This window comes from Vibrio phycocola, assembly GCF_054404255.1.
This window is the reverse complement of the sequence record NZ_JBTAMQ010000004.1, coordinates 364,236-387,526: the sequence shown is the minus strand read 5'-3', so window position 1 is coordinate 387,526 and position 23,291 is coordinate 364,236. Positions and strand designations below refer to the sequence as shown.

Below are 23,291 nucleotides of genomic sequence, written 5' to 3'. Positions count from 1 at the left end.
TTTACCATGGCTGAGGTTTACAATAACAAAAGCGCACTTACATAAAGTGCTTTTAATTCTGTTACAACGTTACTTAAGAATCTGAATGTCCGGTTGACGCACATCCAACTCTTGATAATCCCAATCAAGACCAAGCGTAGGCATTGTGTCTAAGAACGGATCCGGGTCGAGCTGTTCCATATTAAACACGCCAGGCTCTGCCCATTTCCCAGCAAAATATTGAATCGCGGCTGTAATCGCAGGAACACCTGTGGTATAAGCGATAGCTTGATGTTCAACATCTTTATACGCCACTTCATGATCCGCAATGTTATAGATAAATACACTACGAGGTTTTCCATCTTTGGTGCCTTGAACCCAAGTACCAATACAGGTGTTACCTTTGTATCCCGGAGCCAAAGAAGTCGGCTCTGGTAAAAGTGCTTTTAAGACATGCAAAGGTTGAACTTCACGACCATCCGGTAGCGTTACTGGTTCTGGGTTTAACAAACCAATATCACGCATCACGTTAAAGTAGTTTAAGTAACGGTCGCCAAAGCCCATCCAAAATTCAATGCGTTTCGCGGGAATGAATTCTTTTAGTGAACGCACTTCATCATGCGCCATTGAATACACTTTATGCTTGCCAACAACCGGGAAATCAAACTCGTGCATCCGTGAGTGACACTCTACCTGCTTCCATTCACCATTTTCCCAGAAAAACGAATCTCCCTGAATTTCAAGCATATTGGTTTCTGGGTCAAAGTTAGTCGCAAATTTTTTGCCATGATCGCCAGCATTAACATCCATCACATCAATTGAGTCGATCTCATCGAAAAGGTGCTTCACTGCGTAAGCGGCAAAAATACTCACCACTCCAGGATCGAAGCCGGCCCCTAAAATACCGGTAATACCCGCCTCTTTAAATTTGTCACGGAATTCCCACTGCCAATCATAAGCTTGTGGTACTTGTTGTCCTTCAGAGCACAGGTCGACGGCTACTGAGGTATCAAGATACGACACTTTCGCCTGATGACACGCTTCCATGATGGTGATATTAACCCAAGGAGGACCGACATTTATCACCAAGTCCGGTTTAACATCCTGAATGAGAACAACCAATGCTCCGACATCATCGGCATCTACCGAGCGAGCTTCGAGCTTCTTAGCCGAGTCATTTAAGTTATTACGACCTTTAATTGACTCAATAATTTTTTCACACTTTTCTATCGTGCGAGAGGCAATCGTAATATCACCGAGAATATGGTTATTCTGTGCTGCTTTATGTGCAACAACCCAACCGACGCCACCTGCGCCAATCTGTAAAATAGACATTAGTTTCTGTCCCTTTGTTGGATTAGCCTCACGGCTAGATCTTCAATTTTTGTTAACAATGCGTCGAAATCCGACATTTTTAAACATGGATTCAAAATTGTAAATTTAAGTGCTGATTTTCCATCAACAACCGTTTCACCAAGTACTGCAATACCACGAGTTAACGCTTCAAGGCGTAATTCTTGATTCAAGGCGTCCAGATCTGTTACTTCTTCATTTACAACTCGGAACAGTACAGTCGATAAAGACGGCTCTGCCAATAACTCAAACGAAGGTAGCGCATCTACTTTATCCGCAACCCGTTTTGTCTGTGTGATGAGATGATCAACCATCTCACCCAAGGCTGTAGGGCCAACACTTTGCATTGTCATAAAGACTTTTAAAGCATCAAAGCGCTTGGTTGTCGACATCGATTTGTCCACCAAGTTTGGCAAAGTATCATGCTCACGATTTAAGTAATCCGCATGATGAAGTAAATACTTAAAGCGTGACTTATCTTTCAACAGCACCGCACTGCAACTGATTGTTTGGAAGAACATCTTGTGGAAATCTACCGTCACCGAATCCGCCCGCTCCACACCAGATAACCGCGCTTTATGGCTACTCAACATCAGCGCGCCACCATAAGCACTATCAACATGCATCCACAGCTGATGTTTTTCAGCGACATCTGCAATAGCATTTAAGTTATCGATCGCACCATGGTCGGTCGTTCCTGCTGTGCCTACAATCGCAAACGGAATGAGTCCTTCCTCTTTTGCCTTTGTAACCTCATGTTCAAGCAATGAAACATCCATTGTGCCATTTGCGTTAGAGCTAACGGTTAAGACGGATTTCTCTCCCAATCCCATCCACGATGCAGATTTTTGCACCGTAAAATGCGCCTTCTCGGAACAAATAATTCGCAGCTTATCTGCATAATCCGGTAAGCCGAGTTTTTGGATAGAATGATCTGAGAGTTTATCTGCAATCCAATCACGAGCAAGCAGCAACGCCATTTGATTACTTTGAGTTCCGCCACTGGTAAACACACCATCAGCCTGATCACCCAAATCGTATTTATCACAAACCCAATCAACCACCCGCTGTTCAACGTACGTTGCCGCCGAAGCTTGGTCCCAAGAGTCCATCGATTGGTTTAACGCCGCGATCATGGTTTCAGCAACAATCGATGCTAAAAGTGGTGGTGTATGCAAGTGCGCAATGCAGTCGGGATGTTGAACAATAATGGAATTTTTTGCGATCAATTCCGACATATTGCTTACCACATCTTTCAATGGCGCATTTTGATGATCCATATCGACTTCATGAATTATCTTTTCTAATAATTTGGGTTCAAAGCCAGAATAAGGAGCATCCACAGATTCAAAAACGGTCTTCAAAGATGAAGCAGTGTGATTGAGTACTGCCGCAAATTCATTGCTTCCCGATAGACCAGTTTGAACAAAGTGATCACTCCAATCACTGGTCGTATCGCTTGATGACTTATAGTCACCACCAGCCACAATTATGGCCTCTTCAAGTACACGTAGTGCAAAATCAATCTGCTCAAACGAGATAATAATAGGCGGCAAGAATCGAATTACCGAACCGTCTCGGCCACCCTTTTCTACCATCAATCCTCGTTCCAGAGCTGCGCGTTGAATTCTTAGGGTTAGATCACCATCCGGTAGAGGCTCATCAAACTTATTGAGCTCTCCACTTGTTTGCTTAACTTCAACGCCAAGCATCAACCCTTTGCCACGTACTTCCGCTATACAATTAACTCGGCTTTGGATTTTTTCCAATCCCATGCGCAAATATTGACCCGCAATATTGGCATGTTCGACTAAATTATCGCGTTGAATAATTTCGAGTGCCTTTGCGCCAGACACCATCGCTAATTGATTACCACGGAACGTTCCAGTGTGCTCTCCTGGATTCCATGTATCAATGTCCTTCTTAAGAACAAGAAGAGACATGGGTAAACCACCACCAATCGCTTTTGACAAGCACAAAACATCAGGAACGATACCCGACTCTTCAAAGGCGAAGTTGTATCCGGTTTTCGCAACGCCACACTGAATTTCGTCAAAAATTAATAAGATTCCGTGATCATCACAAATACGACGTAATTCGCGTAACCAAAATGCAGGTGCAGGAATAACACCGCCTTCACCTTGAACCGGCTCTACAATAATGGCAGCTGGCTTCATTATCCCAGCTTCATCATCATTTAATAGGCGCTCGATGTAACGAATGCTGGCTTTCGCCCCCTCATCACCGCCAAGGCCGAATGGGCAGCGTAAATTATATGGAAAAGGCATAAAGTGCACATCTGACATCAAGCCAGTGCGGCGCGCTTTTGTTCCTAAGTTGCCCATCATGCCCATGGTTCCGTTTGTCATACCATGATAAGCACCGCGAAACGAAAACATGGTATTGCGACCTGTTGTCTGTTTCGCCAACTTGATCGCCGCTTCTACAGCATCGGCACCAGAGGGACCACAGAACTGAATCACACTGTTATCAGCTAATTCTTTAGGCAGAAACGCATTAACTTGATTAATGAAATCTCGTTTCGTTTCAGTAGTAATATCAAGTGTTTGATAAGGTAAACCGGAATCAAGTTGATCTTTTAATGCTTGATTAATCTCAGCATGGTTATAGCCCAGTACCAAAGTACCTGCACCCGCTAAGCAATCTAGATAAACCTGACCACGCGTATCTTCCACCAGCAAACCTGAGGCGCGTTTAATCGCTATCGGTAAACGACGAGGATATGAGCGAACAGCAGACTCATTCTCTTCTTGATCAAGCAAGACTTGATCGGGTGTAAGATCATAAATTCCTGTTGGCGTAGGAACTTGATTAGAAAATGGAGATGATAATGTATCATCAACGATAAAGGCTGTGCTCATTAGGCGCCCCTTATAAAAATGTCAAAACCGAACCGTTTTCATCCATCAAACTGAAGAATTAATAAAACGGACGAACATCAAACCACCCAAATTTCGCAAAATAGGATGAGTTAATAGCCAATTAAAATGGCAAACTTGAATAGACCTAGATAATCAAGGTTCGGTAATGCTTCTATTTTCTAAAACAGGGCATTCTGGTAGCAAAAAGCTGATTATTGAAGGTATTGTACGTATATTCACTGTTGGGTTTCCCATAATTAATGCCGTTCCCACGACAAGAGTATCCCTTCTACTGATAAATAGGCTTTTATCAGTACCTACCCTACGAAATGACACAATCAGCTTGAATGCTCACTTCGCGTATCCCCCAGATCACAATTACTCCGAGATTGTTGCGGAAATTACCACAAAAATAGAGATAAAAGCAATGAATTTTGCTGTGTAATTAACAACATAATCAACATAAGAAATGAAGTCATTCTAAAATCAAAATGTTAGCGCTAATAAAAAATCCCTAGCCAATGACCAAGCTAGGGATTTATCCGATGGGAACCAGTGTGTATTAATCTTTTACATTAGGCTTTTCGTAGTGATAGAGAAAGTCCTACATAACCTAAGACCGCCGCAATAGTTGAACCCATCAAAATCCCCATTCTCGCCAATGTATCCAAGTCTTGATGCAATTGACCGAAGGCCAACGAAGAGATGAAGATCGACATCGTAAACCCGATACCACAGAGTAACGCAACAGCAAACACTTGTCGTAAATTGGCACCAACGGGCAAACTTGCCACACCCGACTTAATTGCTAGCCAACTGAACAAGAAGATACCAGCAGGTTTGCCGAACACCAAGCCTAACGCAACACCAATTGGAACAGCGCTACTCAAGCTTTCGATAGAAACGCCCTCTAGGCTTAGCCCTGCATTGGCCAATGCAAATAAAGGTAGAATCGCGTATGTGACATAGGGGTGTAATGCATGTTCAAGAGATTTCAATGGTGATGGTGCATCTTCAGTTTTACCTTTTAAAGGAATCGCAAAACCGATAACAACCCCTGCCAATGTGGCATGAACCCCGGACTTCAACACCGCAATCCATAAGATTGACCCAACCACAAGGTAAGCTGCCAAACGAGTCACACCTAAATAGTTCATGATTAATAAGGCAGTCGTTGCAATAAAACCAACTGTCAACGCAAGTGTGGATAGGTCACTGCTGTAAAACAAAGCAATAATAACGATAACCCCAAGGTCATCAATAATCGCGAGTGCGAGCAAAAATACTTTCAAACTCAGAGGTACGCGATCACCCAACAGTGCCATAACACCCAAAGCAAACGCAATGTCCGTTGCCGCAGGTATCGCCCAACCACTCAAGGTCACTGGGTCACCCATGTTAAAACTGGCGTACACTAACGCAGGTACTACCATACCACCTAATGCTGCCACAGCCGGAAGAATGGCGCTGTCTCGTGTTTTTAAAGCACCTTCAAGCAATTCTCTTTTAACTTCTAACCCAATCAAAAGAAAAAAGACCGCCATCAAACCATCATTGATCCAGTGGCTCAATGACATACCGACAACTTTGGCATGAAGAAATCCGTGATACACATCAGAAAAACCTGAATTAGCCAACATCATAGCTGCCGCGGTCGCGAGAACGAGTAGAATCCCACCTGATGAGTCGTTCTTGAAAAAATCGCGAAGAAAATTATCCATATTCGTACCTTTTTTAACCAACACTGACTTAACTAGTTATAGTAAAAGTTTAGTCGGATTGAAAGGAATATAAAAATCGATTTAAAAAGCGTTAAACCTCGGAAATATCGAACTAAATGATTTTTGAGGTTACATTGAGTTGCGTAAAATGTTCATTGGTGACCGACGAACGAGGCGGATGATAGGAAATGCGCCTGCAATCACTAAGGCGCCCAACGACCATGCCGCCATAGAAAATAGGTCTGCGCTGAAGTAATCTAAAGGAATAGACCAACCAAACGAGCCTTTTATAGAAGTGCTAATAATTAACTGAGCGAGTCCGATACCAAGCGGTACTGCTATCGCTAAACAGATAAGCCCAAACGTCAGAAGCTGCAAACTTCCGATAAGAATGAGCTCTTTACCAGATACTCCGAAGCAACGTAACAGAGTAAAATGACGTTGACGGGCGGCTTCTCCGGCGAGTGTTGCAACAAACACACCACAGATAGCAATGAAAAGTGTGATATTTCCTAATTTCTTTGCCACCAAAAATGTCTTATCAAAAACTCGAATCACCGCATTATAAATCTGACTGTTGCCATAAATTTGGTCAGGCGTCAGATGGAACATGTTATCCAACTTAGAGCGAACTGAGTCTGAATAGCTTGAGTGATGAAGATCAACAGCGTAAATCAAATCTCCATTAGTCTGAAAATGATGCCGCCATTCAAAGTCGGATATCACGACTTGGAAGTGTGGATTCCCATAATCATAATAGATCCCCCCCACTAGCCAATCATCACCCATTTCACTTGGCAAATTCAGGTGATCTCCAGGTCGCAAATCCAATTTACTCGCCGTTGATTCGTTCAGTAATACGGTCTTACTGTGATGTAACTTATACCAATAATCAGGAGCGCCCACTTTAATGGTTAACGCTTGAAGCTCAACGTCACTTCTTCCGACACTCACCACTTGCACAGTTCCATTATCGGTAGTGACATCCGTTTCCCAGCGTTGCCAGAAATCTCTCACTTCTGGCTGATCTCGTAACCATTCATCAATATACTGAGACTGCTCTGCGGTACCATGAAAATAGAGGTCAGCTGCAAGACGATGTTCTAACCATTGAGAAGTGGTTTCTCGAAAACTGCCAACCAAGGTTTCTGCGGCAATGTTAGTAGCAAGTGCAATCAGAAATGCCATGGTCGCAATACCACGGTAACTCATACTGGCAGCGGAATCGGCAAAAAACCATCGAAGCCTAACCGAACTCAAACTATAAGAGAGAAAATCAAATAACTTCCATACGATAAAAGGCGTAATAAATGCCACACTCACCAGCACTAACACCAACACCCCTAACCCAACCTCTGGGATATGGATATAGTAAAAAAGCACAATGGCCAGTATCGCAAATACGATAGAAAAATAGGTCTGAACCGTAAACTCAGAGCCAGCAAACCGGATCAAAGATAAACGTTCGGTTAATCGAATAGGCTCGGATTTTAGTAGGCGAATTAACGGCCAGATACATGCGCATGCAGCTCCGACGATGGTTAATATCAAACTATAGAAACACCACCACAGATCGATTCCATAAAACATATTCGGATTTTCCACAATCCCTGCAGAGCCATAGACACTAGGGAGTAATTGGTTCGCTAACACCAATCCGAAAATATTGCCACACAACCAAGAAATGATAATAAAAAACAATAATTCAATAACGATCGCTTTGGTAAGGTCTCGTCTCGCAACACCCGCCTGACGTAGCATCCCGACCAAACGCTGGCGTTGAATAAACGACAGTGAAATGGCTTGAGAAAAGATAAACAGCCCCACTAAGAAAGCAAGCAGACCCATCGCCTTTAAATTCATATTGAAAGCTTGAGTTAATGCGCTTAATTCCGAGCGATAATTGCGCTTAACTTTGTATTTATCTCCCAAGATCGATTTGAGTTTTGTGAGTTTAAACGGAGGCATATCAGCACATGCCACCATAGATAAAGACTGTTTGTCATTGAGAGATTGAACCAATTGAATACTGGAAGCCGCACGAAGACCATAAACAATATTGTTATCTTCAACCCAAACTGGCCCAAGTGTTTTTCCGTTTTTTAAAACCAAAGAATCGCCGGAATCAAGTAGCGCCTGTTGCGCAAATTTTCGACTAACGACAACCAGATACTTATCTGGAATAGGCGAGCTAAAAGCGCGATTCGCTATCGTTCTATCAATCCCAATAATAGTCAGGTCTGCGCCAAAGTCAGTCGTAACTTTAGCTTGAGCATAAGGGGTACACTGGCCAACATCAGCATTTGAAACAGTTTCAAACAGAGAGTTCGGAATCGCCTCCCCTTTTTTAGCTTTTATTTGATACGGAAATGGATTCGCCGTGAGCTGATCAACTTCTTGATAACCGACCTGGGCATGATAGGTAATGGTGGTAACACCAATCAGCAGAGAAACACCCAGTGTTAACCCCAACCAAACCAGAATAAATTGTAAAGGGTAGCGACGATAGTGTCCTAATAGTGCTTTAACTACGGGCAACAACATGCAGCTGGCCCCCTTGCAACCGGATACACCCGTCCATATGGCTGGCGACAGTTTCACTGTGTGTCACAAGCAAAAGCGTACAATCGAGTTCTCGAGTCAGCGATGTTAAGAGGCGCATAACCGCATCTGCGTTGCGTTCATCTAAACTGCCTGTAGGTTCATCGGCAAGTAGCAACTTGGGTTCCATATAGAGCGCCCTTGCAATGGCTGCTCTTTGCTGCTGACCACCCGAAACTTCTTCTGGATAACGACCAAGCAACGGCATTAAGTTTAAATTAGAAATGATTTGTCGCCATAGGTTGTTATCCTCAGGCAATCCGCGTAATTGACGGCAGAATCGAATGTTATCTGCAACATTCAACGTGGGAAGAAGATTGAATTGCTGGAATACATGGCCAATAGTATGTCGACGAAATGCAGCCCTTTTATGCTCCGATGTTTTATGCATCGAAAAGTTAGGAAACCATATCTCACCTGAATCTATTTTATCGAGACCTGAAATAAGGTTGAGCAATGTGCTTTTTCCAGAACCACTCTCTCCCATTAATGCTAATTGTTGGCCGCGTTCTAATGTAAGATTGGCACCCTGCAAGACAGGATGAAATTCATCACCATCAACGTAACCTTTGCAGAGATCTTTCAGAGATAACATTAACCAACTCACATAATTTCCGTATGGGAATGTGAATCTACACCAAAAAATAGAAATGAGGAAGTTTTAGCCGTAAAATTGAGACTAATTAGCTAGTGTTCGGGCTATTTTCGTGCTAGATGTCGACATGAAATAGTAAAATTAACACCAAATTGTTCTCTAGAATCAGCCGAAATAAAGGTTTTGTGACTCTTCTCTGGAATATTCATTCACTGATTGAATCAATCACGCTAGATTAAAGAGCTCATTTTCGCGAGACTATAAAATGAAAAAGATCTTGGTTTTAGGCGCTTCTGGATATATTGGCTCTCAACTTCTGCCACTGCTGATCAACAAAGGCCACCATGTCACCGCATCTGGTCGACAAATAGATTACTTAAGCGCACGGACAAAACCGCACCCTAATTTGCAGCTACAATACCTCGATCTTAGCGATCCAGACTCAACCCTAGAGCAGCTCCAAGGTTACGATCTCGTCTTTTTTCTTGTTCATGGTATGAACCACGGCGATGATTTTCTCGACTACGAAATATCCATGGCCAAAAACGTGGTCGCTGCACTCAAAAAAAGTACGACTCAACATGTTATCTATCTCAGTGCCATTCAGCCGCAATCGGCAGCATCAGAGCACCTATTAGCTCGCAAAGCAACAGGAGAACTCCTGCGTCAATTACCGATTCCGGTAACAGAATTACGCGCCGGTGTCGTCATCGGTCCCGGCTCAGCAGCGTTTGAAATTATGCGTGACTTTGTCTACAATTTACCCGTATTAATTACGCCGAAGTGGGTATATTCAAGTGCAAACCCAATCGCGCTGCAAAACCTCAATTTTTACCTGCTTAAACTTATCGACGACACGCCAGATCAACACCAGACATTTGAAGTTGGCGGCCCTGATACGTTGACTTATCGAGAACAGTTTCGAATTATTTGTCAACTTGCACATAAACCATTTCGACTCCATTCAACGCCACTGCTAACGCCAAAGCTCGCCTCTTATTGGCTAGGCATGGTGACATCTGTACCCAGTAATATTGGTAAAGCGCTCTTGGCTGGCCTATCTCATGATTACGTTGCCAACAACAGAGAAATTCACGCTAAGTATCCACAGTCACTGTTGAGTTATTACGATTCGGTTCACCATACAATTGCAGAAGAAGGCACCTTCATTCGGAGCCAAGTGTGGGGGTTTGACCCGAATGCGTTAAAACGTTGGCAACCCGGATATGGCTATTACCCTAAACAGACCGGAGCCAAGATAACCACTCAGGCATCTGCCCAGCAGTTATGGCAAGTCATCAAAAAAATAGGCAGTCGAGAAGAAGAGTATTTTTACGCCAATGCACTCTGGCGTATACGTGAATGGCTCGATGTACCCTTTGGTGGACGAGTCCCTGTTCGGCGTTCTCCTGCCGGCGACGAAGTCAAAGCGGGCGATTTTATTGATTCTTGGAAAGTTATCCGCTGTGAAGAACAGCGTTTTCTTTCACTATTATTTGGTCTAAAAGGCCCAGGATTAGGCCGGTTGGAGTTCACGGTTGTCGACCATGGCGATACGCGCGAGCTAAACATTACCGCTTGGTGGCACCCACAAGGCTTCCGTGGGTTACTTTATTGGTTTGCCATGATGCCTGCTCACTTATTTATTTTTCGTGGTATGGTACGTGCCATTGTGAAAAAAGCGCTTCGTGTGTAGCAGCTTTCAAAGCGGTTAAATCGCCGCTTAACTTTACCGTTAGTGACAATATTCTCCACAACATCCGGCTCTAGTTAGTAAGGAACGTTCCCATGGCCAATGCATATTCCGTTGTCGTACTCGATTTTGAAACCACCGGGTTATCACCAGATATGGGGGATCGTGCCATCGAGATTGGTGCTGTGCGCATAGAAAACGGAGAGATTACCGATCGTTTTCAAGCTCTGATGAATCCCGGCCGACGAATCAGCCCCTTTATCGAAAACTATACTGGTATCAGTAATGCGATGTTGATGGATGCCCCACCAGCGGATGAGGTGATGTTAGAGTTTGCTAATTTCATTGGAAACGCCAACCTAGTCGCACACAACGCATCATTCGATAAACGTTTTCTCGATGCTGAATTTGAGCGTATTTCGCATCAATATAGCGGGCAATTTGTCTGTTCGATGCTGTTAGCGAGAAGAGTATTGCAAGATGCGCCCAATCATAAGTTGGGTACATTAGTTGAATACACTAACCTTCCCAGCGATGGAGAGTTTCACCGCGCACTATACGATTCAGAGATGACAGCAAAAGTTTGGCTCGAAATGCTCATTCAGATTCAGCACAGCTACCAACTTTCAACTGTGCCTTTTGACTTTGTTCAAAAGCTAACCAAAACGCCAGCAAAAAAAGTGCGCCAACGTTTTTCTAATTCCTACTAAACGTTAAAGCTTAAAGGTATCTCTGCCAATTGTTTGCCCTGATTACTCGGGAAAATAAGATACTCGCCATGGTATTTCACGTTCGATTTATAATCGGTACGTTTATGCAGCATAAAGCCCGATTGACTCGCTTGTTCAACAAATTGAGCATGATTTCCACGGACGAAGAAACTCATTGGTTTCACCAACTGTTCACCATCAAAACACGAATCACATTGGTCAGCACACAATGCGAACGAGTTTTGCCCTTCGCTATAGATCTGTACTTTACCTTGGCCAACAATCGCTTCCGATGTCGAGACTTCCCAATCTAAACTTTCCATCAAATCAAGAAACGCTTCAATATTTGCATCAGTAATGTTTTTTGCTTGCTCGGTAAAGAACTGAGCATAAAACTTAGATATCCGTTTAAAGATCTGCTCAAGCGCCAGGCCATTTCCTTGTGAACGTCCCATTTTCTGCCAACTAATCAGATCACGTGCGACGCAGGTATCGAAGCGCTGATCTTTAATCGCCTTGGTGACCCAACGCACTAAAAACTGCTTGTTTGAATTAGGAGCATCAATCAGTTTTCCTTGCTGATGTAACGCTTCCATCGCTTCTAGCGCTTGGTTTACGACATTTTGAATCTCTTGATAATATTGAGTCACGGTACTTTTCTTCCACACACTATTTACGATATTAAAAGGCTGTTAATGGTTTCGCTTAACCAACCCTCATTCACTGTTAATCTATTCGCGATCATTTCGCTACGGCAAAAAAGACGCCACTTCTTCTGGAGTTAAATTCCGATATTCTCCCGGCTCCAACATATCATCTAACTCAATCGTACCGATACGTTCGCGGTGCAACCCAACGACTTTATTTCCCAACGCGGCAAACATTCGTTTTACTTGATGATATTTTCCTTCATGAATGGTGAGTAACACCTCATTGCTATCAAGAACCTTTAACTGTGCAGGCTTAGTTAAACTTTTCTCACCGCGTAATTCTATACCACTCTCAAAAGCTGAAAAATAATGATCTTGAACGGGATCGGCTAACCAGACTCGGTAAGTTTTATCGCACTTATGTTTCGGTGACGTCACTCGGTGCGACCACTTTCCATCGTTGGTAATTAAAACTAAGCCAGTGGTATCTACATCGAGCCGGCCGGCAAAATGCAGGTCTTGAACATTCGCTTCATCGAGTAATAAAAAGGCGGAGTGGTTATACGCGTCTTCATGAGAACAAACATAGCCTTCGGGTTTATACAGCATGATATATACGTTACCACGTAACTCTAAAGTGCGATTTTGCCACGTCACTTCGCATTCTTCGGTTAGCTTGAGTGCGCCGTTTTTGGCAATAATATTGTTGACTTCGACTTCTTTGGATTTAATTAACTGAGTCGCGTTTTTACGCGTAATTCCCAAAGTGTCAGATAAAAACTTATCGAGACGCATACTTACCTCATTGTGATTAAGTGCGCTATTATACCCGCCCAATAGGTTTTAGTTGAGTCATTTCACTGCTTTGTTGCAGCGTTCATTTACTATGTATGCATTACGTCCTTATCAAGCCGATGCGGTAAAAGCCGTTATTCATTATTTCCGCCGTACCTCGGAACCGGCAGTGATTGTGCTCCCAACAGGTGCCGGAAAAAGTTTGGTGATTGCTGAACTGGCTCGTTTAGCAAAAGGCAACGTCCTTGTTCTTGCTCATGTCAAAGAGCTGGTTGAACAGAACCACGCAAAATACGAAAGCTACGGCCTCCAAGGCGCGATATTTTCCTCTGGGCTCGGTCGCAAAGAAACCGATCAACAAGTGGTGTTTGCTTCGGTACAATCGGTGGTTCGCAACTTAGACGCATTTACCAATAAATTTTCACTTCTGGTTATTGATGAATGCCACCGCGTTCCTGAAGAAAAAACCAGTAGCTATCAAAAGGTGATTTCACATCTTCGACAAGTCAATCCGGGCATCAAAGTTCTAGGGTTAACCGCGACCCCTTATCGATTAGGCGTAGGTTGGATTTACCAATATCACACTCGCGGTTTAATTCGCAGCGAAACACCCCGCTTCTTTCGTGATTGTATCTTCGAGCTTCCAATATTTTATCTTTTAGATGAAGGTTTCCTCACCCCCGCGAAGTTAATTGACGCTCCAGTTCTTAGCTATGACTTTTCTCAGCTTAAACCGGCGTCTACTGGTCGTTATAAAGAGTCGGAACTTGACTTAGTGATCGACCAATACAAACGTGCGACTCCCCAAATCGTGGAACAGATCATTCAGCAGGCTCGCACTCGAAAAGGAGTAATGATTTTCGCCGCAACTGTGCGTCACGCTCAGGAAATTCTATCGTTACTTCCACCGGAACACAGTGCAATCGTGATCGGGGATACCGTTGCCACTGAACGCGATTCGATCATTGCGCAATTTAAGCAACAGGAGATTAAGTTCCTTGTGAACGTGTCGGTGTTAACTACTGGGTTTGATGCGCCGCATGTCGATTTAATTGCAATTTTGCGCCCGACAGAATCGGTCAGCTTATATCAACAAATCATTGGCCGTGGTTTGCGTCTTGCAGAAGGTAAGTCTGAGTGTCTGGTGCTCGATTATGCGGGTAACCAATACGATTTATATCAACCGGAAATCGGCGCTGAAAAACCAGACAGTGACAGTGAGATCGTCACCATTCCCTGCCCTGCCTGTGGCTTTAACAATAATTTCTGGGGGAAATTGGATAGTAATGGCTTCCTACTTGAGCATTTTGGTCGCCGTTGTCAGGGCTATTTTGAAGATAAAGAGACCGGGGAACGCGAACATTGTGGCTACCGTTTTCGCGCCAAATATTGCTCTGAATGCGGCGCAGATAACGACATTGCCGCAAGAATATGCCATGAGTGCGACACGACACTAGTCGACCCCGACAAGAAACTAAAAGAAGCGTTAAACTTAAAAGATGCCTTGGTGTTTGAGTGTAGAGATATGACGTTGTCGGTTGTCAAAAATGAACAAGATAAAACCCAACTCAAAGTAACCTATATTGGTGACAACAACGCACAAGTTCACGAGTTTTGGTCGTTGCGAACGAAGGCTCAAAAAGTCGCATTCGAAAGCAAGTTTGTACGCCCTCACCTTGCAGATCGACATCGCCCTTTTTCCCACAGCTCTCCGACTCAAGTTGCCAATAACCAACATCGATTTAGGCTTCCTCAATTTGTTATCGCTCGAAAATCGGGGCGCTTTTGGAAACTGCGAGATAAGATATTTGATGACGAACTCAGCCAGTAGGCATGAATTCCAACACTTTTGATGACACACTTATCTCTAACAATCAGCAATTCAATAATTTACTCGGTTTTCGTAGTGAAGATGTTGCTCAAAATACCCGTGAGTGTTAGTATCCGCGCTCGCTTATCGGCATAATTTTGTCATAAGTTTAACCGCGTAGAATAAGGTCGCATTATTCACGTGAATTTTATTACACAAATTTAAGAGTAATTACTATGAAATTTGAAGCAGTAGTACGTACTGAACTAGGTAAAGGTGCGAGCCGCCGCCTACGCCATGCTGGTCAATTCCCAGCTATTATTTACGGTGGTGAAGCAGCACCAGTATCTATCGCTCTTGATCACTCAAACGTGATCAACCAAATGGACAAGCCTGAGTTCTACGAAGGTATCGTTCTAGTGATCGACGGCAAAGAAGTGAAAGTTAAGCCTCAAGACGTTCAACGTCACGCTTTCAAGCCAAAAGTTGAACACATGGACTTCATCCGCGTTTAATTCCCTACCAAGGAATACGCCGGATTTAATCCAGCCTTTTGCATAAAGATTATCGGCCTTACCATCCGAGACATCTAAAAATTAGAAAACCCAGATGCTACCAACATCTGGGTTTTCGCCGTTTTGGAGAGCTAAAACATCTAAGACACCTAAGTAATTAAATAAAATTACCACTACAACACAGTAGTTTGAAATCCCAAAATTCACGCCTATTCTCGCCCAGAAACCTTAAGTATTAAAAGTAGCTTAGAAATAGGAAAACGAGTTGTTCTACGTTTTCCCCTAAACACGTTTTTGGACAAAACCTTCTTAGAGTAGCTACTTAAATTATAGGAATATAGATAACTTTTTGTATCATAAAATCGCGTCGTAAAGTGTCTAGTCTAATTGGTGCAGATCATTTTAAGATCTGGACAATTATCCTGACACTGTGGGGCTACCACGATCTTACTATTTAATAGGACAGCTTCAGTAACAGTATTAAATTGATGATATAGAACACTTGTGGTTCTCACTTTCTAAACATATTCTTGGAACCATCGTTCCACTGTCAAAATCATATACAATCACCTTAGGGTGGTGCACATCATATGCTTGTCCAATAAACACTGATGCAGCGTTTGACGCGCAAGGAAACAAATGGATAGTTTGTGCGCCATACTCTGATTTGAGGGTATGAAACATTGACTGAAGAACAGCAGCAAAGGCCTTTCCGTCATCTGGATGCGATATTGCACTATTGCCCATAAACTGTTCCTTCGCGCGAATTGTAATCATTTGGGCACCTGCCTTCGCACAAACTGAATTAGAAGCTTGAACCAAGCTTTCTGGTTCAGCCGTTAAGGCAATATTTATAACAAAATCAGTTCCTTTCTCTAATTCATCAAACCCAACCACTTCATAAAACTCACCGATAGGATCTATTGCAGGCCATGACCAACTGCCAGATTCTCTAAATCTAAGCATCGGAGTAACCGCATTCTTGTTCCCAATTTTTGCGCCGAAACCAATAAGAGCTGAAGTTGGACCAAAACCAAACAACGCAGCATTAAATCCAAACTCTTTGGTTTGTTGGATAATCTTATCGGCGGAAGCCTGAATAATATTCGGCATTAGAGCCCAAAATACATCTGGAGAATCAACTAAAAGCTCTTCATTATGACTCAATATATTGATCTGCTGGTGCATCCTTCTTTTAATTCTAGAAAGACTATTTGCAACTTGCAGGTATGAAGGGGGAGAAACTGTTTGAGAATTTACAGGCCACAACACAGCGTAAACAGGGATTGGTTGGTACTTCAAGCCATCTAACAAACTATTTGCGATAAGATCGAATTCTTTCCTCATCGCAGACAGTGTCGATGCAGAATAATCACTAGCGGCAACCTTATCAATTAACCGATGGTGTTTATCACATAAAAGCAATACATTGCTCGGATCATTTGACAGTTTATCTGATAACTCGGTAATCCCTCTTGCGCCTTTTTCAGACGATGCAACATTGTGAGCCAAGTATGCATAGTTGCCTGAAGTACCTGAAACCTCATCGTAATCAAGCTTTTCACCGCACCCAGTAAACATGCAACGACCAAAACTATCCCGCCAAACGGTCTCCTTGGTGCCTTTTGTGAAATCTGGACCACGGCCCGTTTTTTTCCTTTCTCCTTCAAAACGAGTGAACAACAATTCTAAATCATCTTGTGTTAGCTGAGTGCTCTGTTCCTCGGCTTTCTCCCAGATACTCGCTATACTAGATAAATTGGTTAAATCATCGCGCGTTATTGCATAACCTTGAATACATCTGTAAGTGACTATTTCAGATCCACCAGATAAGGTATTTATACAAGACTTAATCTGACTTGGCTCAAAGCAAAGGCGCATTGTGGCAGTCAATTCTTCGCTTAACATTAGCAAAATGATGGTATTCCTATCACCTTCGTCAGTTAAAATCCCTACACGGTTCCAACTAACCAAGTTTCGCAGATTGTCGAGATACTGACAAAAAGTATCCATCGAATCTAATGGTGAGCTTGCCGCTTGATTACAGAATTGATCTGCCTTGTTACCCATCAATGCTCCTCTTTGCTATTTCTAAATTACCGTTAACGTTAATGTAAACGTTCACCTGCTCATTACCCACTATTACAAACACAAGTTGCCTGTCAGGATTTCTCAACGTACATTGAGCCCAGTCATTCAAATCAATAGATGAGGGTTCTGGTACACATTGTGGGTGCGTATGCCAAGTTCCAATATAGCCCAGCTCACCATTTGATTGTTCAAATGCTTTGTCTATTGCCTGTTGATGACATGGGTCTCTCATCACAAACCTTGCTCGCTGGCTAATATCTTTTATCTTTGGTGTTGTACACCTGTCAATCCAAATCTTGCATTCACTTTCAACTCGTGAACCTATCAACGCCCCAAACTGTTCTGTATTCTTTCTCTTGATTTGGCGGTGTTCTAGCCAACATTCATAGACCTGCTTGTTGACTCGTAGTTCGACACTTGAACCTACAAACAAGATATCTTCATCAGTTACAGACATCACAATCCTCATGAATCAGAGATTTAACCTGCAAAGAGTCACTAAATTGATAGAACCTATTAGTCAGCGATACTCCATGAGACACTGCATCATGTTCACTGCCTTTCCAACTAACTTTTGAACTGGCAGTAATCTTCCCTTCCAGGCACTTGATAGCCAAATCACTCGCAATTAGAGCTGTTTGCGCAGAGCAAATAGCGCTATAGGAAATAAACTGCTCACCACAACCAGACATGTTAATTGTGACGTCTTGGTTTGGCTCGATGAAGTTAAGGTTAGAGTTAAGCCCTCTGGTCAACATATCAGGGCAAACATAGGCGCAAAGTAAGCAACCAGCGCTATCCGGCATATCCAATACAGCATGCCCACCTACACCAAAACCTTCAAGCCAAGTGTTAATGACCGGAACTTTTATGCCTTTTTCCAAAAGATACTCTTTAAAAAGTCGCTCATGAGTTGGGCTACCAATGGCTATAACAATCAAATCATAAGAGCTAATCAACTGAGAGTTTCTGAGTTCCAGTAGTTTCTTTTTCGAGGGAACAGCCTTAGACCATAAGAACTGACGAGCTAGGTGGTAACTGAGGCCATAAGACTTCTCTAGATTTAAATACTCCTCAGGTAAAATATGCCGGTACAAGTTATCTGTCTGATAAATATCATTGTCATAGATATCTAAGTTTTGAACCCCGGCCGCAGAAAGCTTGTGTGCTATCTCGCTCCCAACAGATCCAGCTCCAATCAAGGCAACCTTGCTTGTCGCTAAATCTAAATTTGCACCACCTCTTGGCAGCACAGCTCCTTTATTAAAAAGCCTTATAGGAACAGCCTTAATCTTCCAGTGTCTTAACTGAGCTTCAATTAACGGCAGAGAATGTTTTTTACCTTTTCTACTTTTGAAATATAAGCAAAACCAGACCGTTCCTGAAGGTACTTGAGCATTGAAAACAATCCAGTACTCATGAGTCTTCCACCTCCCATAATTGTCACTCAACATTTTGAGAAGGTCAGGTTCTTGTTTCAACAATACAGCTAAATACCAAGTTGTAAGCTGGTCTGTTTCTAACGGTGCTGGCTCAATTTCAGTGAGAGGCAAAACCACAGCTTTACCAGCAAGATTTCTTCCTGAACTATCCTGCCAGTAAACTTTCGCCGCTGCTGCTAGATCAGTACTTTCAGATTGCGCCAAATAGTAAGACCCAACACCAAACTTAAAATTTTTTACAGGCTTATAAACATCTATCTCTTCCAGTGCCCCGCTATCATTAGTAAGAAGTACAGGTCTTTCATCAAAATCACAAACATTTAACCAGCAAGACTTGAACTCTCGTAACAGCTCTTTCCGGTTCCAGTCGGGGTCAGTAACCGCTCTATCCAAAATACCTATGTGGCGATTAAGAGACTCCTCAATCGCCAGCAATGGCATATTGAAGTTTACTGAAACAGAATCCTTATCATTGACACAGATACTGCCATACTCAACGTCAGCAATTTTGAAAATTAGGACATGCGCCAGATGCCCTATATCGCGTGGATTTATAAGCAAAAAAACAGGTAAGTGAGTGATCTCTGATGTTAGAAAATGTATCAGACATATTTTTTTTCCTGCAATTTCAAGGCTGACTGTAATAGCGCCAGCCCCATTAAAATCCTGTGCTTTGCAATCAAAGCCTCTACTGATCAAATGCTCGACAATTTCGTCAGATGCTATCATTAAGCCCCCTGTGATGTACCCGAGGCTCCAGCTGTTGAATATGCAGCCTTTTTAATATTGGATGAACTACTAGGTACTTCAAAATCATTGCCAAACGCTTGGTTCAGTATCTCGCACTGCTTAACCAAATCTGTTTCATCAATAGCTTTATCTAACTTATCTCTTAACGACTTCAGCTTGTTATAGAACTGAGTTCCGGTATTTAGACTGCTACCATCAAAGATATCTCTCCATGGTGATTTGGGTAAATAAACCCTCACCTTATAAAGATCGTCACCTTGATCACTAAAATAACCACCACTCAACATGGCATTTACTGTGTTTCGAAGTGCAACTAAATCGTTAGCTTTATCACTATCATCCAAGCTTGGCGAAAATTGCTCTTTTGCCATCACTGTTAAGCCGATGGAAAAAACTTTCTTAGAAACATCTGTACTAAATTTGTAATCTCGCCAGCGCTTAAGGTACCTAACGATACGCTTATATTGCCCAAGCTTTTTACTCGCTGAACCGAGGTGAGTTGAAGAGTCATTTATCCAGTCCTTTAGCCCTTTAGGATCCGAGCCAGACCATTCCTTATTGCCTTCGCTAGAGTTCTTTTTGCCTACAGCTAACTCATACTCACCGTTTTGCTCCCGATAAACCGGGATGTCGATATGTAGATTTTTACTAGCGTAGTCGGCGGTTACGCATGGCTTTTTAATCTTGGCGTTTTTGAAGCCTCGGTCTTCTAGTACTTTCAGAACGATTTCTTTAACTTTGATAGGGTCATCTGGTGAACCATCAAAAGCAATCACTATAGCTCTATCAATGTCGAAATCTTCACCCGGATTCTTGACCCCAGTAGCTGTTGACATAGACCCTTGAAGAAAATCTTCTATTACTGGGTAGCCTTCGTCCTTCAAGGTACTTTTAATAGCCTTTAAGATACTGTCATCTTTTTCACGAGCATCTTTGTACTCGCTATCTTCACGGCTTATCTTAATCTTATCGTGAAACTTAATAAATTTTGCTTGAATGCTCATAGGTCCCCTCGATCGTCCGAATCTTATGATGCTATATGTAGTGCAATCTAAACCAGTAAGCTACAACATATAGTATCTAGATTGACTTTACAAGTTAAGTTGATTACACTTTTATTGATAAAAAACAACAAACCACAATATAAGCAAACACTTAGCGTATATGGCGACAAAATCGAGACATTCCTAGAACTACCTTGGATTAATTGGTTTCGCATCTCATCCAAAACACCGTAGTTTATTGACAGCTCAATGCAATTGTCTTGGCGTAAGTGATAGCATTAGAAAAAGCATCTCAAACGTCAAAAGCACCGTTAAACGAAGCACCTAAGATACAACAGAATTGTAAGCTAAGAAAAAACAGTCAACCAAACATTAGTAATTTGTTGTAGGTGTTTTCACGCTAACTACGTTCTTCGAAATCATCAATCATGATTATTTTCCCAGATTCAGTATCTCTCCATATTTCATTTAATTTTATATGCATGTCCTGCAGCTCTGAAAATCTATTTGTAGCATTGACATCTGGAACCAAGTGATTCCACCAATTATCTAGTTCAGTAAGCATTGATACAGCATATTGGATAGCTTCATTTGTAGATTTATTATCTAATGCAACAACTAATGGCCTCACTTTATCTTGAGAGTTATTGATCGCGTTTATCATAGTTAGATGATTAGTTTCATAGTGCATAGCCCTAATTGTTTCATGTTCACTTAATGTCCCATCTTCAGGGTTATTAGGAGATATAGAAAATTCCCCCCTAGAGATATGATTTAGAACGGAACGGCACACTTTCAAAGCATTTGAAGCAAATCCATAACAAGATACTTGTTTTTTGAATACATTAAACATCACTTATTTTCCTTTCTTAATAGAACACGCCCGAAGATTGGGCATATAAGCACACTCTTATTAACCACTAACCGATGTAGGCATTTTAGCTGGATTCGGTGTCAGTATCGCCCGCAGGTATATGCAAATGTGATAGTAGACAGGAAAAGCGTAAATGAAAATGGAAGCTAGTCACGATATCTATGATGATAACCATAAACAAAAATATGGTGATTCCAGAGGCACGATCTCCCACAGAGTAATTGCGTTAAATTGGGAATGGGGCAGAAATAATTCACGAAACAGGTTGTTTCGCAATTGTGCAAGACCCTCTTGCAAAATTGGAGACTAGAGTTTTTTCCAACAGCCTGTTGGAGAATTAGGGCATGGAGGAGTTGTAGCAAATTCTCCAACTACTGAGGATTCCTTGGTAGTTGCTCATTCGCTAATCCTATGGGCTTTACCATGGCTCCTGAAACGTTTTGGGGTATTTCTGAGTTAGCCATAACAAGCATTTGGACAAAATCTTGTTAGCAGTACCAAACGAGAATTAAATTTTTAAAGTAGTTATTCTGAGTGATACTTTGACATAAGTTTGAATTACCGAGTCAGTTTATCGTTCCTACACTAAACTTCACCATATGAGCTTTTACAGGAACTTTTATATTACCAGTAAGTTCCCTTTCTTCCAGCTGCTCTAAATTGATTTCAATACGCTTTGAACTCACAATCGGATATGTATCAACACCATCTTGGAACTTCCTATTATATGCGGTTACTCTAACAAAAGCGGGTTTTCTTAATTTAGTCGTGTTTTGAATAGTTAAGCTATAATTACACACGTTAGGTTTACATTCATAAGATTCATAATTTATCGTGATATCATTGTTTTGGTTATCAAAATAGTCCCCAATTAACAAGAGAATCAACACTAACAGTCCTATCGAAATTAAAACTTTATTTATTAATCTTTTACGTTTAACTCTTCGACTATGTTCTTTACGTGTAACCATACTTACCTGTAAATATAACTTGCAGATCTTATGAATCGCCTCGTCATATATCATATAAGCAATATCATAAACGCGGACTGAATCTAACGATTAATCAACTGAGTACATATTAGCCCAGGATGAAAGCTTTTTCGACAACCTCCACCATAAGCCATTACACTATTTGCAAAAAACTAAATGGTATGTCGATCACCTTACTCCATGTGGGACTAAGCAATGAATTTTGACCCACTCTGTACGGCTAAGCCCATAAATAGCATGATCGACAACCTTACCATTTAAGTTTTCTGCTCTTGTGACAACACCTTCTAAATTGAATTGAAGACGCTCACAAATACTCCGACTAGGGTTATTTTCAACAGCGACCGAAATTTGGATCTTTTGCATATCTAACTCGGTAAAAGCAAAGTCGACCAATTTAGAAACCGATTTACTCATTATCCCTTTACCTCGATAGTCACTTCTCAACCAATAGCCAATCTCAACTTTTTGTAATGAATGATCAATGCTATTAAAGCTAATATTTCCTACCAGCTGTTCGTTGTACAGCACCGCACATACAAGAGATTTTCCGTCTGCATAGTCGTGTAGTGAACGCTTAATAAACCTAAGGAAGAACTCTTCATTTTCAGCATGAGCCGGCCACGCGAGCCACTCACTCAAGTATTCTTGCTGCTTTGATACGATATCAAAATATAAAGGAGCAAATTTAGGTTCTATGAGCGCTAATTCTAAGCCCTGCTCTACTTCTAATGTAAACATGATTTTTCCTCAAAAACATAACATTTCTATTCGCCAGCCAGCTTATTTCTACCACCCATATCCAGTTTAAACACGTTTTGTCATCTAGAAAAA

18 protein-coding genes are annotated in these 23,291 nt (G+C 42.0%); 4 read left to right on the top strand and 14 right to left on the bottom strand.

What is annotated here, in order from left to right:
- Nucleotides 1–69 precede the first annotated feature (69 nt).
- The 5 genes from ACXJY6_RS08015 to ACXJY6_RS07995 all read right to left on the bottom strand — a co-directional run bounded on the left by ACXJY6_RS08015 (nt 70) and on the right by ACXJY6_RS07995 (nt 9,131).
- Complete coding sequence (locus ACXJY6_RS08015) at nt 70–1,314, bottom strand: carboxynorspermidine synthase (RefSeq protein WP_458767999.1); 1,245 nt, start codon at nt 1,312–1,314, stop codon at nt 70–72.
- Complete coding sequence (locus ACXJY6_RS08010; protein WP_458767998.1) at nt 1,314–4,214, bottom strand: pyridoxal phosphate-dependent class III aminotransferase; 2,901 nt, start codon at nt 4,212–4,214, stop codon at nt 1,314–1,316. Before ACXJY6_RS08010 ends, ACXJY6_RS08015 begins: the two co-directional genes overlap by 1 nt.
- Nucleotides 4,215–4,789: 575 nt before the next feature.
- Nucleotides 4,790–5,935, bottom strand: coding sequence for a Na+/H+ antiporter NhaA (nhaA, locus tag ACXJY6_RS08005; protein ID WP_456049616.1), 1,146 nt, complete (start codon nt 5,933–5,935; stop codon nt 4,790–4,792).
- Nucleotides 5,936–6,064: 129 nt separating this feature from the next.
- Nucleotides 6,065–8,479, bottom strand: a complete 2,415-nt coding sequence (locus tag ACXJY6_RS08000; protein ID WP_458767997.1) for an ABC transporter permease — start codon at nt 8,477–8,479, stop codon at nt 6,065–6,067.
- Nucleotides 8,460–9,131 (bottom strand): ABC transporter ATP-binding protein, encoded by a 672-nt coding sequence (locus ACXJY6_RS07995; RefSeq protein WP_458768088.1) that lies wholly within the window; start codon nt 9,129–9,131, stop codon nt 8,460–8,462. Before ACXJY6_RS07995 ends, ACXJY6_RS08000 begins: the two co-directional genes overlap by 20 nt.
- A 265-nt stretch (nt 9,132–9,396) precedes the next feature.
- Here ACXJY6_RS07995 and ACXJY6_RS07990 point away from each other — a divergent pair, with 265 nt between their 5' ends.
- Nucleotides 9,397–10,827: a DUF2867 domain-containing protein gene (locus ACXJY6_RS07990; RefSeq protein WP_458767996.1), complete on the top strand. Its 1,431-nt coding sequence runs from the start codon at nt 9,397–9,399 to the stop codon at nt 10,825–10,827.
- A gap of 92 nt (nt 10,828–10,919) precedes the next feature.
- Nucleotides 10,920–11,534 carry a 3'-5' exonuclease gene (locus ACXJY6_RS07985; protein WP_456049613.1) on the top strand — a complete coding sequence of 205 codons (615 nt, stop codon included), beginning with the start codon at nt 10,920–10,922 and terminating at the stop codon, nt 11,532–11,534.
- Here the strand turns inward: ACXJY6_RS07985 and ACXJY6_RS07980 are convergent.
- Together ACXJY6_RS07980 and rsuA are read right to left on the bottom strand one after the other, a co-directional pair.
- Nucleotides 11,531–12,184, bottom strand: a complete 654-nt coding sequence (locus tag ACXJY6_RS07980; protein WP_458767995.1) for a DUF2913 family protein — start codon at nt 12,182–12,184, stop codon at nt 11,531–11,533. The two genes, ACXJY6_RS07985 and ACXJY6_RS07980, sit on opposite strands and share 4 nt — an antisense overlap.
- Nucleotides 12,185–12,283: 99 nt before the next feature.
- Nucleotides 12,284–12,979, bottom strand: a complete 696-nt coding sequence (rsuA, locus tag ACXJY6_RS07975) for a 16S rRNA pseudouridine(516) synthase RsuA (protein ID WP_458767994.1) — start codon at nt 12,977–12,979, stop codon at nt 12,284–12,286.
- A 91-nt stretch (nt 12,980–13,070) separates the two neighbouring features.
- Between rsuA and ACXJY6_RS07970 the strand changes: the two genes are divergently transcribed.
- Together ACXJY6_RS07970 and rplY are read left to right on the top strand one after the other, a co-directional pair.
- A complete protein-coding gene (locus ACXJY6_RS07970; RefSeq protein WP_458768087.1) occupies nt 13,071–14,810 on the top strand; it encodes a DNA repair helicase RadD in 1,740 nt (579 codons plus the stop codon).
- Nucleotides 14,811–15,025: 215 nt separating this feature from the next.
- The gene (gene rplY / locus ACXJY6_RS07965) at nt 15,026–15,304 is read left to right on the top strand and encodes a 50S ribosomal protein L25 (protein ID WP_458767993.1); all 279 of its coding nucleotides are present in this window, start codon (nt 15,026–15,028) and stop codon (nt 15,302–15,304) included.
- Nucleotides 15,305–15,784: 480 nt separating this feature from the next.
- Here the strand turns inward: rplY and ACXJY6_RS07960 are convergent, their stop codons facing one another.
- From ACXJY6_RS07960 to ACXJY6_RS07930, 7 genes are all read right to left on the bottom strand, one after another.
- Nucleotides 15,785–17,374, bottom strand: coding sequence for an SAVED domain-containing protein (locus ACXJY6_RS07960; RefSeq protein ID WP_458767992.1), 1,590 nt, complete (start codon nt 17,372–17,374; stop codon nt 15,785–15,787).
- Nucleotides 17,367–17,852 (bottom strand): Mov34/MPN/PAD-1 family protein, encoded by a 486-nt coding sequence (locus ACXJY6_RS07955; RefSeq protein ID WP_458767991.1) that lies wholly within the window; start codon nt 17,850–17,852, stop codon nt 17,367–17,369. Before ACXJY6_RS07955 ends, ACXJY6_RS07960 begins: the two co-directional genes overlap by 8 nt.
- Entirely contained in the window at nt 17,839–19,566 is a 1,728-nt protein-coding gene (locus tag ACXJY6_RS07950; protein WP_458767990.1) for a ThiF family adenylyltransferase, read from the bottom strand. Before ACXJY6_RS07950 ends, ACXJY6_RS07955 begins: the two co-directional genes overlap by 14 nt.
- On the bottom strand, nt 19,566–20,591 hold the full coding sequence (locus tag ACXJY6_RS07945) for a cyclic GMP-AMP synthase DncV-like nucleotidyltransferase (RefSeq protein WP_458767989.1): 1,026 nt from the start codon (nt 20,589–20,591) through the stop codon (nt 19,566–19,568). Before ACXJY6_RS07945 ends, ACXJY6_RS07950 begins: the two co-directional genes overlap by 1 nt.
- A gap of 400 nt (nt 20,592–20,991) precedes the next feature.
- The gene (locus tag ACXJY6_RS07940; RefSeq protein ID WP_458767988.1) at nt 20,992–21,447 is read right to left on the bottom strand and encodes a hypothetical protein; all 456 of its coding nucleotides are present in this window, start codon (nt 21,445–21,447) and stop codon (nt 20,992–20,994) included.
- Nucleotides 21,448–22,031: 584 nt separating this feature from the next.
- The gene (locus ACXJY6_RS07935) at nt 22,032–22,436 is read right to left on the bottom strand and encodes a hypothetical protein (RefSeq protein WP_458767987.1); all 405 of its coding nucleotides are present in this window, start codon (nt 22,434–22,436) and stop codon (nt 22,032–22,034) included.
- Between the two features lie 189 nt (nt 22,437–22,625).
- Nucleotides 22,626–23,198 carry a GNAT family N-acetyltransferase gene (locus ACXJY6_RS07930; RefSeq protein ID WP_458767986.1) on the bottom strand — a complete coding sequence of 191 codons (573 nt, stop codon included), beginning with the start codon at nt 23,196–23,198 and terminating at the stop codon, nt 22,626–22,628.
- Between the last annotated feature and the right edge of the window lie 93 nt (nt 23,199–23,291).